Annotated in this window: 12 protein-coding genes; 1 reads left to right on the top strand and 11 read right to left on the bottom strand. The window is 62.7% G+C overall.

The features are described 5' to 3' along the window. Positions 1-46: 46 nt before the first annotated feature. From G3574_RS12485 to G3574_RS12455, 7 genes are all read right to left on the bottom strand, one after another. Positions 47-931, bottom strand: coding sequence for a branched-chain amino acid ABC transporter permease (locus G3574_RS12485; protein WP_163963578.1), 885 nt, complete (start codon positions 929-931; stop codon positions 47-49). 145 nt (positions 932-1,076) lie between these two features. Further along, positions 1,077-2,288, bottom strand: coding sequence for an ABC transporter substrate-binding protein (locus G3574_RS12480; protein ID WP_163963576.1), 1,212 nt, complete (start codon positions 2,286-2,288; stop codon positions 1,077-1,079). A gap of 52 nt (positions 2,289-2,340) precedes the next feature. Continuing rightward, on the bottom strand, positions 2,341-3,051 hold the full coding sequence (locus G3574_RS12475; RefSeq protein ID WP_163963575.1) for an ABC transporter ATP-binding protein: 711 nt from the start codon (positions 3,049-3,051) through the stop codon (positions 2,341-2,343). Next, on the bottom strand, positions 3,051-3,824 hold the full coding sequence (locus G3574_RS12470) for an ABC transporter ATP-binding protein (protein WP_163963572.1): 774 nt from the start codon (positions 3,822-3,824) through the stop codon (positions 3,051-3,053). The genes G3574_RS12475 and G3574_RS12470 overlap by 1 nt, the downstream gene beginning before the upstream one ends. Before the next feature lie 152 nt (positions 3,825-3,976). After that, the gene (locus G3574_RS12465) at positions 3,977-6,127 is read right to left on the bottom strand and encodes a D-(-)-3-hydroxybutyrate oligomer hydrolase (RefSeq protein WP_235953363.1); all 2,151 of its coding nucleotides are present in this window, start codon (positions 6,125-6,127) and stop codon (positions 3,977-3,979) included. 84 nt (positions 6,128-6,211) lie between these two features. After that, the gene (gene fabG / locus G3574_RS12460; protein ID WP_163963570.1) at positions 6,212-6,949 is read right to left on the bottom strand and encodes a 3-oxoacyl-[acyl-carrier-protein] reductase; all 738 of its coding nucleotides are present in this window, start codon (positions 6,947-6,949) and stop codon (positions 6,212-6,214) included. Positions 6,950-7,212: 263 nt separating this feature from the next. Then, positions 7,213-8,712, bottom strand: a complete 1,500-nt coding sequence (locus tag G3574_RS12455) for a sigma-54 interaction domain-containing protein (RefSeq protein ID WP_163963568.1) — start codon at positions 8,710-8,712, stop codon at positions 7,213-7,215. Between the two features lie 275 nt (positions 8,713-8,987). On the opposite strand from G3574_RS12455, the gene G3574_RS12450 reads away from it, so the two are divergent. Further along, positions 8,988-9,359 carry a response regulator gene (locus tag G3574_RS12450; protein ID WP_163963566.1) on the top strand — a complete coding sequence of 124 codons (372 nt, stop codon included), beginning with the start codon at positions 8,988-8,990 and terminating at the stop codon, positions 9,357-9,359. A 45-nt stretch (positions 9,360-9,404) separates the two neighbouring features. Here G3574_RS12450 and G3574_RS12445 read toward each other — a convergent pair whose 3' ends face one another. From G3574_RS12445 to G3574_RS12430, 4 genes are all read right to left on the bottom strand, one after another. Continuing rightward, a complete protein-coding gene (locus G3574_RS12445; RefSeq protein WP_163963564.1) occupies positions 9,405-9,800 on the bottom strand; it encodes a MerR family transcriptional regulator in 396 nt (131 codons plus the stop codon). A gap of 22 nt (positions 9,801-9,822) precedes the next feature. Then, a complete protein-coding gene (locus G3574_RS12440) occupies positions 9,823-10,236 on the bottom strand; it encodes an integration host factor subunit alpha (RefSeq protein ID WP_163963562.1) in 414 nt (137 codons plus the stop codon). 35 nt (positions 10,237-10,271) lie between these two features. Next, on the bottom strand, positions 10,272-12,698 hold the full coding sequence (pheT, locus tag G3574_RS12435) for a phenylalanine--tRNA ligase subunit beta (RefSeq protein ID WP_163963561.1): 2,427 nt from the start codon (positions 12,696-12,698) through the stop codon (positions 10,272-10,274). Positions 12,699-12,789: 91 nt separating this feature from the next. Then, the coding region (locus G3574_RS12430; protein WP_163963560.1) for a tRNA ligase subunit PheS family protein at positions 12,790-12,881 on the bottom strand (92 nt) is incomplete at its 5' end.

Genomic DNA, 12,881 nt, shown 5'->3' with positions numbered 1-12,881 from the left:
CAGGGCGATCGAATAGCCGACTTTCTTGTTCATGCTGGGACTCCTCTTATTTCTCTTTGCCGAACAGGCCGGCCGGGCGGATCATGAGCACGATGGCCATGATGATGAACACGACGGTGGCCGACAGCTCGGGATAGAACACGCGCGTCAGGCCTTCGATCACGCCGAGGCCGAGGCCGGTGATGATGGATCCCAGGATGGAGCCCATGCCGCCGATGACGACCACGGCGAACACCACGATGATGAGGTTGGAACCCATCAGCGGCGACACCTGCACCACCGGCGCGGCGAGCACGCCGGCGATGGCAGCAAGGGCGACGCCGAAGCCGTAGGTGAGCGTGACCATGAGCGGCACGTTGATGCCGAAGGCCTCCACCAGCTTGGGATTCTCGGTGCCGGCGCGCAGGTAGGCGCCCAGCTTGGTCTTCTCGATCACGAACCAGGTCGCCAGGCAGATGCTCAACGAGGCCACGACCACCCATGCCCGGTAATTGGGCAGGATCATGAAGCCGAGGTTGGTCGCGCCGCCCAGCACTTCAGGCACGCTGTAGGGCTGGCCCGACACGCCATAGAAGGAACGGAACAGGCCTTCCATCATCAGCGTGATGCCGAAGGTGAGCAGCAGGCCGTAGAGGTGGTCGAGCTTGTACAGCCAGCGCAGCATGCTTTTCTCGATGACCACGCCGAAGGCGCCGACCAGGAGCGGCGCGGCGATCAGCATGACCCAGTAATTCAGTTCGAAGTAGCTCAGACCCATCCAGGCGAGGAAGGCGCCCATCATGTAGAGCGCGCCGTGGGCGAAGTTAATGACGTTGAGCAGGCCGAAGATGACCGCCAGTCCCAGCGACAGCATCGCGTAGAAAGAGCCATTGACGAGGCCCAGCAACAACTGGCTCAACATGGCCTGCAAGGGAATACCGAAAATTTCCATGGTCTTCAAAGAAAAGGAAGAAAAACACGCGCCACGGTGCTGCGCTTCGGGAATTGCGATTCCTCCGCGATCCGGAGGAGGCAGGGACGGCATCCCGTCCCTGCCCTGCCGCCGCCATCCGGCGCGGCGGCTCAGACTGCCTTGCTTACTTCCAGAACGAGCACTTGGTCTCGGCCTTGGTCATGTAAGCCTGGTCGCCGGGGATGGTCTGGACGACCTTGTAGTAGTCCCAGGGATACTTGGATTCGCCGGGCTTCTTCACTTCCATCAGGTACATGTCGTGCACCATGCGGCCGTCCGGGCGGATCACGCCGTTCTTGGTGAACATGTCGCTGATCTTGGTGCTCTTCAGCTTGGCCATGACCTTGTCGGCATCGTCGGTGCCCGCTGCCTTGACCGCATTCAGGTAGGTCATGGTTGCCGAGTAGTCGGCGGCCTGCAGCATGGACGGCTCCTTCTTCATCTTCTCGAAGTAGCGCTTGGACCACTTGCGGCTGTCGTCATTCAGGTCCCAGTACCAGCCGTCGGTCAGGTACATGCCCTGGGTCAGGTTCAGGCCGAGGGAGTGGACGTCGTTGATGAACATCAGCAGGCCGGCCAGCTTCATGCTCTTGGTGATGCCGAACTCGTTGGCTGCCTTGATCGCGTTGACGGTGTCGCCGCCGGCGTTGGCCAGGCCGAGGATCTGCGCCTTGGACGATTGCGCCTGCAGCAGGAAGGACGAGAAGTCGGATGCCGACAGCGGATGGCGCACGCTGCCCATCACCTTGCCGCCGGATGCCTTGACCACGTCGGTCGTGTCCTTTTCCAGCGACGCGCCGAAGGCGTAGTCGGCGGTCAGGAAGTACCAGTCCTTGCCGCCCTGCTTCACGATCGCGCCGCCGGTGCCGCGTGCCAGCGCCACGGTGTCGTAGGCGTAATGCACGGTGTAGGGCGAGCACTCTTCGTTGGTCAGACGGGAGGTGCCGGCGCCGATGGAGATGAAGACCTTCTTCTTCTCGGCGGCGACCTTGGCCATGGAAAGGTTGGTGCCGGAGTTGGTGCCGCCCAGCAGCATGTCGACGCCTTGCTGGTCGAACCATTCGCGTGCCTTGGAGGCGGCGATGTCAGCCTTGTTCTGGTGGTCGGCAACGATGAATTCGATCTTCTTGCCGTTGATGTTGCCGCCCATGTCGGCGATTGCCATCTTCACGGCTTCCGCGCCGCCGGGGCCGTCGATGTCGGCGTAGACGCCGGACATGTCGGTCAGCAGGCCGATCTTGATCGTGTCGCCGGAAATCTGCGCATTGGCGGAACCTGCGATGCCGGCGGCGAAGGTGGCGACGGCGACTGCGATGGCTTTGGACTTGAAGTTCATGTGTGCTCCTCTGTTGTCGGTGAGTGTCTGCTTGTAATGCGTTGTGTTGCGGTTATACGCCCAGCAATTCATTGAGTAAGGGCATCTTGTTTTCCAGTTCGAACGAAGCGAAGGTTTCGACGATCTGGCCATGCTCCATGACATAGAAGCGGTCGGCCAGGGGTGCGGCAAAGCGGAAGTTCTGTTCCACCATCACGATGGTGTAGCCCTTGGCCTTGAGGGTCGTGATCATGCGCGCGAGCGCCTGCACGATCACCGGCGCCAGGCCTTCGGAAATCTCGTCCAGCAGCAGCAGGCGCGCGCCGGTGCGCAGGATGCGCGCCACCGCCAGCATCTGCTGTTCGCCGCCCGACAGGCGCGTGCCCTGGCTGTTGCGGCGTTCCTTCAGGTTGGGGAACATGTCGTAGATTTCCTCGATCGACATGCCCTTGTCGGTCTTGGAAACCATCGGCGGCAGCATCAGGTTTTCTTCCGTCGACAGCGACGAAAAAATACCGCGTTCCTCAGGGCAATAGCCGACGCCCAGGTGCGCGACCTTGTGCGTCGGCAGGCCGAGGGATTCGACGCCGTTGATCTTGATGGATCCCTTGCGGGCGCCGGTCAGGCCCATGATGGCGCGCATGGTGGTGGTGCGGCCGGCGCCGTTGCGACCCAGCAGCGTGACCACCTCGCCCGGCTTCACGACGAGGTTGACGTCGTGAAGGATGTGCGATTCGCCGTACCAGGCCTCAAGCTTGCTGATTTCGAGTGCTGGCGTTGTCATCAATGTGCTCCTTCCAGTGCGCCGGACGAGGTGCCCATGTAGGCTTCCATCACCTGCGGGTTGCCGGACACTTCCTCATAGGTGCCCTCGGCCAGCAGCGAACCGCGCTGCAGCACCGAGATGCGGTCGCAGATGCCCGAGACCACGCTCATGTTGTGTTCCACCATGAGGATGGTGCGGCCGGCCGATACCTTCTTGATCAGCTCGGTGACGCGGTGCACGTCCTCGTGGCCCATGCCCTGTGTCGGTTCGTCGAGCAGCATCAGCTCGGGCTCCATCGCCAGGGTGGTAGCGATTTCGAGCGCGCGCTTGCGGCCGTAGGGCAGGTCCACCGTCATGGTGTCGGCGAATTTTTCCAGGTCGACTTCCGCCAGCAGCGCGCGCGCCCGGTCATGCAGCGTGGTCAGGCTCTGCTCGCTCTTCCAGAAATGGAAGGACGTGCCGAGCCTGCGCTGCAGGCCGATGCGCACGTTTTCCAGCACGGTCAGGTGCGGGAAGACGGCGGAAATCTGAAAGGAACGGATCACGCCAAGGTGAGCGATCTGTTCCGGCTTCAGGTCGGTGATGTCCTGGCCGTTGTAGATGATGGAGCCGGACGTCGGCGTCAGGAACTTGGTGAGCAGGTTGAAGAACGTCGTCTTGCCAGCACCGTTGGGGCCGATCAGTGCATGGATCGAACCGCGCCGGACCTTGAAGTTGACGTCGTTCACCGCCACGAAGCCCTTGAAGCCTTTCGTCAGGTTCCGCGTCTCGAGTATTACATCGCTTGCCATTGGCTTTCTCCAGATTGCGCTTCATGTCTCGTTTCCCATGGCGGCAGACATGTGCCGCCCCGTCCCGCCTGCGCGGCTGCGCCGCGGGCAGGAAAGGTGATGTGTTCGGAAGGCGCGCGCGTGATGGGCCGCGCGCGCGTCTCGGGTTGCGATTACTCGGGAATCACCAGCGTATTGTTGGCGAAGCTGATCGCATTGGCGGCGGCCGGCGTGGTGGCGATGTCAGGCACGTTGGCCTTGGTGATCGCCGGCGCGGCGCCGGGGTTGCCGCCGCGCGGCGTGGTGCGCACCACCTGGCTGCCCGGCAGGGGCGTGCCGTTGTTCAGGAATGCCCACATGCGGTCGAGCGCCTGGTTGTAGTAGTAGTGCAGCGGGATCAACCGGGTATCGTAGCCGCCGAGCAGCGGGCTGCTGATGAAGGCGTCGAAGTGGTTGCCATTCTCGACTTCGATGTAGCGCGCGTTGGCGGCATTGCCGTTCACGTTCAGCTTGCCGAAGTAAGGACGGGCATGATGGTTGATCGGCAGCAGCGTGTCGGAACGGCCGGCGACGATGATCGCAGGCTTGTTGCGCATGTTGCCGTTGAGCTGCACTTCGGACACGCCCTGCTGCACGCGCTGCGAGAGCGCTGCGATCGGACCGGTCAGCGCCGCACCCGTTGCCGGATCGGTGCCCGTGGCCAGGGCACGCTGGCAGTAGGCGCCGTCGAACGAATAGTCGGCCAGGGTGGTGGAAGGCGACACGCCGAGCAGGTCAAGCTTCGGACCGCCGACCGAATCGTTGAACACGATGTTCACGCCGGACGTCGGCGGCACGCCGTTGCCCGACGAGAACAGGCCGGCCTGGGTGTTGGCAACCTGGGCGATGACATTGCCGGTGGCATCGGTGTTCGCGAGGCTGAAGCCGCACAGGTTGTCGGTCACGCTGAAGCGGCCGTAGGTGTTGGTGTAGGTGAAGTTGATCGACGGCGTGGCCAGGCGATAGTGCGAGAACTGCAGCGGATCAGACTCCGATTCCCAGCCGTAGGCGCGCAGCTTGGCCAGCGCGCTGGCTGCCTGCTCCGCGGTGGTGGCGCCGGTGACGAGGCCCTTGGCAGCAAGCGCGGTGCAGCGGTTGGCCGACAGGGTTTGGCTGCCGAGGAGGCTGAAGCCGGGGCTGTTGGGCACGGCCAGCGCGGCGCAAGGCTGATACAGGCCGGCGTAGGTGAAGTAATCGACCAGCGGCTTGCCGATGGTCGGCACGTTGGTGCTGCCGCGGCGGATGATGAGGCCGGCGGTCGACTTGGGCTGCACGTTCGGCTCGGAAACCACGACCGCGTCGATCAGGCCGTTGACGTCCTGCTCGGCCGCTGCGACTGCCGCGCCGCCGCCGTTGGAGACGCTCGAGGCGATGACGAAGGTGTTGTCGGGCGTGACGGTGCGCAGCTTGGTGCCGTTGACGGTGCTGGTGCCGTATTGCTCGTTGAGGATGTAGAACGCGAATTCGACGGCCTGCAGGGTGTTGAGGCCCCAGTCCTTTTCCGGGTTCTGCTGGGAATGCGCATGCTTGTATGCCATGCGGTTCGGGAAGGCGGCGTTGTAGGCAGCGCGCGCGGCATCGGTGACGGCGGCGCGGAACTGGGCCAGCGTGCCGGCGGCGTTCGCGTCGGCGGTCGTGCCGTCGATCAGGGTGACCTTGTTGGATTGCAGGTCGTGGAAGCCGTTGCCCGATCCCTTGTCGGTGTAGGCCACGGCGCAGCCCTTCTTCAGGCCCCATTCGCCGGCGGTACCGATGGCGCCGTACACGCCGCGGGAACCGGAAGAGGTCGCGGTAACGATGCAGGGCTTGGCAGGATTGAAGCTGTCGGGCACCTGGACCATCATGGTCACGTTCTGGCTGCCCGTGCCGTTGTCGACGTAGGCAATGAATTCCTTGCCGGCAACCTTGCCGGTGGTCGAGGTGGTGCCGATCGTCGGTCCGTAGAGCGTGCCGAAGCCGCCGGCGGCCGAAACGTCGACCAGCGCGCGGTAGTTGTTGTAGATCGCGGCGCGGCGAAGCTCGGGGGCGGTCGGGCTGGCGGGATTGGCGAAGGTCGGCGCCGTGGCGGACGCCAGGCCGGTCGCGCCCAGACCGGCGGTCAGCAGGTCGTCGGTGCTGCCGTCATAGGTCGCGCTGCGCAGCGACGACTTGACGACGAAGGTGGGCAGGGTGTTGGGCAGGCCGCTGTTGAGCGCGGCGGAACCGTCGCTGCCGCCGCCGCAGGCTGCCAGCAAGGCGCTCGCTACCGCGGCGCTGATGGTTGTCTTGGTCATGCGTGTTGTCATGGTCTCTCTCCTCCTTGGTTTAGTGGTCCAGCTTCTCGTGCTTCGGCTTCATTGAATCCGTGCTGCTTGTTTTCATGGACGTTTTCAGAGTGTCATTCCCCCGCTCACTTCGATCACCGCGCCGTTGATGTAGCTGGCTTCGTCCGAAGCGAGAAAGGCGAAGGTGTTCGCGATCTCTTCCGGACGGCCCAGCCGACCCAGCGGCACCCGTTCTTCCATGCCGCGCACGACTTTCTCGGGCATGGACTTGATGATGGATGTTTCGATGAAGCCGGGACATACCGCATTGACCCGGATGCCGTGGCGGCCGAGTTCGCGCGCCCAGGTCTTGGCCATGCCGATCACGCCGAACTTGCTGGCGGCATAGTTGGTCTGGCCGAAATTGCCGTAGATGCCGACGATGGACGAGGCATTGAGCACCACGCCGGACTTGCGGTCGAGCATGGCATCGACCACGGCCTTGGTGCAGTTGTAGGTTCCCTTGAGATTGACGTCGATGACGCGGTCGAACTGGTCGTCGGTCATGCGCTTGAGCTGGGCGTCGGCGACGACGCCGGCGTTGTTCACGAGGATGTCGATCTGGCCGAAGGTTGCGAGCGCGCTGTTGACCATGGCCTCGATGCTGTCGGACTTGGTGACGTCGACCTTGAAGCCGATCGCCTGGCCGCCCTGCAGGCGGATCTCCGCCACGGTGTCGGCGACCGCATCATCCAGGTCGCAAACGATGACCTTGGAGCCTTCCTTCGCGAACTTCAGGGCGGTAGCCTTGCCGATTCCCCGGCTTGCACCCGTGATCAGCGCTACCTTGTTGGTCAGCCGCATGTCGTCTCCAATTGGTTTTGTGTGGTCGGAAGCGGCTGGGCTAGCCATCTTCGCGACGTGCACCATATTGGCAATACTCATGCCAGCATACTTAAGTCGTTGATTTTTAACGATTTCATACAAAACCAAAAGTTTTTCACAGTCAACTCTTCATTACTTGGCTAAATTTTATGTCGATTTTCTGGACACTTTAGCACCCTACTCTCCTATGTCGTTGAATTTACAGTCTTTTAATATATGTCTAAAAAATGGACACATGTCCATCAATCAGACACGATCTGATATTCCGCAATCTTTTGATAGAGGCTAGCGCGGGAAATGCCGAGCACCCGGGCGGCGGAGGCCTTGTTGCCGTTGGTCGAGGCTAGCGCGGACCGGATCATCTTGCGCTCCAGTTCGGCCACGGCGTCGGACAGGGAACCCGGGGCGAGGGGCGCGCCGTCTTCCCGGGCAGCCTCTTCATGGGGAATGGCGTCCGGCTGGCGAGCCAAATCCGACTTGGGCACCGCAATGCCCGGCGCGGCGGACACCGGATTATCGAGAGGCAGGATGGCGGCGAAGTCGTCTGCCGTCAGGCTCAGGCTGTCGGTCATCATGCCGGCCTGCTCTAGGGCATTGCGCAATTCGCGCACGTTACCGGGCCAGGGATAGGAAGCGAGGACGGCGCGCGCCTCGGGCGTCAGTTCGCGCTGCGGCATGCCGGTGCGGGTCGCAATCTGCTCGAGCAGGAACTCGCACAAGGCATCGAGGTCGCCGACGCGCTCGCGCAGGGGCGGGAGATGGATGGGCAGCACGTTGAGCCGGTAGTACAGGTCCGAGCGGAACTTGCCATCCGCCACGAGCTGTTTCAGGTCATGGCTGGTCGCGGCGATCACGCGCACGTCGACGTTGATGATCTTGTTCGAACCGAGCGGCTCGATTTCCTGTTCCTGCAGGACGCGCAGCAGCTTGGCCTGGACCTGAAGCGGCATGTCGCCGACTTCGTCGAGGAAGAGCGTGCCGCCGTCGGCGATCTTGAACTTGCCGTCGCGGCCCTTGCGGTCGGCGCCGGTGTAGGCGCCCGGCGCGACGCCGAAGAATTCCGCTTCCAGCAGCGTCTCGGGAACGGCGGCGATGTTGATTCCCACGAAGGGCTTGCCTGCCCTGCCCGAAGCCGCATGAATGCCATGGGCCAGCAATTCCTTGCCGCTTCCGGTTTCGCCCAGCAGCAGGACGGTGGTGTCGAGCTGGGCGGCGCGGCGCGCGCGGTGCTTGAGTTCGAGCGATACCGGGCTGACGCCGACGAAGCTGGAGATCGAATACTTGGAATGCCGCAGCTGCGCGAGTTCTTTCTGGGTATTGGCGAGCGCCCAGTTCAGCTCGGCGAACTTCGATACCAGCGGCTTGAGGCGCTGGAGCCTGTCGTACAAGGCAAAACCGATGGCGCCGACGATGCGGCCGGACTCGTCCTTGAGCGGAATGCGCATCACCACCAGGGGCTGGTCGCGCAGCATCATGATGTCGAGGAGGATAGGCTTGCCGTTCGTTACCACCTCGCGCATGCGGCTGTTCGGAATGATCTGCTCGACCGGCTTGCCGAGGGCTTCCTCGGCATTCTTCAAGCCGAGAAAGGAGGCATATTTGTCGTTCATCCAGACGATGCGCCCCTGCTCGTCGACCGCCATCGTGCCTTCGCAGGAATCATCGAAGAGATCAAGCAAGGACTGCATCCCCACCTGCAGGATATTGTCCACGTCCCAGTGGGCTCCCACTGTCGGTCTCATCGATTCTCCATGGTGTGCAATGCGTGTGACATTCGGCATTGTCCGTTCCCCGATTATAGATGCATCAAAGCAACTTTTGTGAAATTCCTTGACCTGTTTTACAACTCTTGGTCGCAGAACAAAGCGTTACACTGCTGCGCAATATCATGTTTGCGCCTCGAACGCTTGGTACGATGAGCCCTCTCATTCATGGATATGCAAGACATACAAGGGTCCGGCCCGGCGGCGCCGCGGAATGCCAAGGTTGCCATACCGCCCGCAAGGAATCCACAACCATGACAAGCAAATCGAAAAGCATATTGATCGTCGACGACAATGTCGACGCCGCGGAATCGCTGGGGGAATTCCTGAAGGTATCAGGACACAAGGTGGAGGTCACCTTCGATGGCGCGACTGCCGTGCAGACGGCAGGGAAGCTGCGGCCGGACGTGGTCATTCTCGATATCGGGATGCCCCGGATGAATGGCTACGAAGTCGCGCGCTCGCTGCGCAGCGATGCCGGCCTCGCGCATACCATCCTCGTGGCGGTGACGGGTTATGCCCAGGAAAAGGATCGCAGCCGCGCGCAGGAATCGGGCTTCGACTACCACTTCGCGAAACCGATCGACATCCCCCGGCTGGTGGACGTGCTCAACCGGGCAGGATGATCAACGACGCGATGGATTTAAAAAAGCGGCCGGGCGCCGCTTTTTTCATGTCTTCGACGCGGACGGCCTGAGCAGGCCGAGGATCGCATGCAGCTCCTCGCGGATGCTGACGGCGTCGAGCTCGAACGGCGGCAGTCCGGCCGCCATTTCTTCTTCGGGATGGATGCGGCTGTCGAGCTTGTTGCGCGCGCCGCTGATGGTGAAGCCCTGCTCGTAAAGCAGCTCTCGGATGCGCCGGATGAGCAGCACTTCATGATGCTGGTAATAGCGCCGGTTGCCGCGGCGCTTTACCGGCTTGAGCTGGGTGAATTCCTGCTCCCAATAACGAAGCACATGCGGCTTGACGCCGCAGAGGTCGCTGACTTCACCGATGGTGAAATATCTTTTTGCCGGGATGGGCGGCAATACGACGGCTTCCGCTTTATTGGTTCGCTCATTCATCGTTCAGCAGGAAGAGAAGAGGTCAGGCGATGCGTACGAGAGGCGCCCTGCTCGCCGTCTCCACCATGCCCTTGAGCTTTTGCGAGGCATGGAAGGTGACGACGCGGCGCGCCGTGATGGGAATTTCCTCGCCCGTCTTGGGATTGCGGCCTGGGCGCTGCGGCTTGTCGCGAAGCTGGAAATTTCCGAAACCGGAAAGCTTCACGGATTCGCCGCGTTCAAGCGCGTTGCGGATTTCATCGAAGAAGGTTTCCACCATGTCCTTCGCTTCGCGCTTGTTGAGGCCGACCTGTTCGAACAGAAGCTCTGCCAGCTCTGCCTTGGTCAGGGTTGGCAGATCCTTTTCAGCCTGCGTTCTCGCTTTTGCTTCCTGGACCGCGCGATCGAGGTCGGCGTCCAGTACGGATTGAAGTTCGGCTGAGTTCACGTCATTCATGGTAAGTGTCGTCCCTGCCCTGCTTATGTCTTCGTTCATGCACGCAGCCTGGCGCCATGATTCCGCTCCGCGGAAGCGATGAAAGCGGCCATTGCGGCATCGACCTTGTCATCCTGCAGGGTTGTCTGAGTATCTTGCAAGGTGAACCGGAAAGCAAGACTTTTTTCGTCATTTTCCAGACCCTTGCCTCGATATTCATCAAATAAAACAATGGCTTGCATGATAGCACAGGAAGGATTCGATTTCCGCTCGGAAACAAAGGTATCGATCAGTTCTTGCGCGGCCACCGACTGCTTCACCACCACGGCGACATCGCGGACGACGGCGGGGAATTTCGAAATCTCCTGGTAGGAGGGAAGATCGCGCTGCTGCAGGGCATCCGTATCGACTTCGAACAGCACCGGCGCCAGCGGCAGATCGTATTTCTGCTGCAGGCGGGGATGCAGTTCGCCGATCACGCCCACCACGCGGCCGCCGAGCAGCACCTGCGCCGAACGGCCGGGGTGCAGCGCCGGATGCGCGGTGCGCTCGAAACGGAGCGCCGCCGGCGCGAACAAGGCTTCGAGGTCGGCCTTGACGTCGAAGTAATCGACGTTGCGCGTCCCCTGCCCCCATTGCTCTTCCGCCGCCGGGCCATAGGCGATCGCGGCCACGCGCTTGGGCTGGGAATAACCCGCCACGGACAGCGGGCCGTCCTGCACCCCGGCGTCGCGCAGATACACCGCGCCGACCTCGAACGCGCGCACGCGGTTGGTCTTGCGGTTGATGTTGTAGCGCACGTTGGCGACCAGGCTGGCGATCAGCGAGGTGCGCATCACGCTCATCTGGCTGGCGATCGGGTTCAGCAGGCGCACCGGATCGGCGTTGCCGGCGAAGTCGGATTCCCAGGCTTCGTCGACGAAGCTGTAGTTCACCACTTCCTGGTAGTCTAGGTCGGCCAGGCGATGGCGGATGTCGAACAGCGAACGCGTGCCTTCGGATGCCACGCGCATGACGTTGGCCGTCACCGGCGGCAGCGCCGGGATGTTTTCGAAGCCGTAGACGCGCGCCACTTCCTCGATCAGGTCTTCCTCGATCTCGATGTCGAAGCGGTAGGACGGCGGCGTGACGTTGAACGTCCCCGGTTCGCGGGTGAACTCGAGGCCGAGGCGCTGGAAGATGTCTGCGATCTGGTCGTCAGAGATGGCGACGCCGATCACCTTGTTGGCGCGCGCGGTGCGCAGGGTCACCGGCTTGCGCTCCGGCAGATTGACCACGTGGTCGTCGACCGGGCCGACCAGGGTGTCCTTGGTGCCGCAAATCTCGGCGATCAGCGCGGTGATGCGCTCCAGGTGCTCGACGGTGGTGGCGTAGTCCACGCCGCGTTCGAAGCGGTGGGCGGCATCGGTCGAAAAGTTGTAGCGGCGGGCGCGGCCCTGGATGGCCTGCGGCCACCAGAATGCGGCCTCGAGGTAGATGTTGGTCGTGTCGAGCGTAACGGCAGTGGAGTCGCCGCCCATGATGCCCGCCAGGGATTCGATCTCCTTGTCGTCGGCGATCACGCCGACCCAGCCGTCGACCTCGACGGTATTGCCGTTCAGGAGCTTGAGCGATTCGCCCGGCTTGCCCCAGCGCACATCGAGCCCGCCATGGATCTTGTCGAGATCGAAGACGTGCGAGGGACGGCCGAGTTCGAGCATCACGTAATTGGAAATGTCGACCAGCGCCGAAATCGGCCGCTGGCCGCTGCGCTCGAGGCGCTGCTTCATCCAGGCGGGCGTCTCGGCGTGGGCATTCAGGTTCCGGATGACGCGACCGGAGAAGCGGCCGCACAGGTCGGGCGCGGACACCTTCACCGGCAGCTTTTCATCGGTGTTCACCGAGGCCGCGCGGGCCGCGGGCGCCTGCAGCGGCGAGCCGGTCAGCGCGGAGACCTCGCGGGCCACGCCAAGCACGGACAGGCAATCCGCCTTGTTGGGCGTGAGCTTGATGGTGAACTTGAGGTCGTTGAGCTGGTAGTAGTCGCGGAAATTCTGGCCGACCGGCGCGTCGTCTGGCAAGGCCAACAGGCCGCCGTGGTCGTCGGAGAGGCGCAATTCGCGCGCCGAGCAGAGCATGCCCTGCGACTCGACGCCGCGCAGCTTGCCGACCTTGATCTCGAAAGGCTTGCCATCCTCGCCGGGCGGAAGCTTGGCGCCGGGCAGCGCGCACGGCACTTTCATGCCGGGACGCACGTTGGGCGCGCCGCACACGATGTTGAGCAGGGTGCCGGTGCCGGCGTCGACCTGGCAGACGTTCAGGCGGTCGGCGTTCGGATGCCTGGCGACTTCCACTACCCTCGCCACCACGACCTCGTTGAACGGCGGCGCGACGGGTTCCACCTCTTCCACTTCCAAACCGCTCATCGTCAGCAGATGCGACAACTCGTCCGAATTCATCTTCGGATCGACCATGGAACGGAGCCAGCTTTCGGAAAATTGCATGATGATGCCTTCACATATTCTTGTTGACCGCCTGCCCTGCCGGCAGGCCGCCGGAGTTTGTTTTCCGGGATTGCGCGCCCGGCCCGCGGGATCAGTTGAACTGCTTCAGGAAGCGCAGGTCGCCTTCGTAGAACAGGCGCAGGTCGCCGATGCCATAGCGCAGCATCGCGAGGCGCTCGATGA

This window comes from Noviherbaspirillum galbum (assembly GCF_010974945.1).
Lineage (GTDB): Bacteria > Pseudomonadota > Gammaproteobacteria > Burkholderiales > Burkholderiaceae_D > Noviherbaspirillum > Noviherbaspirillum galbum.
This window is presented reverse-complemented; position numbering and strand designations above follow the sequence as displayed.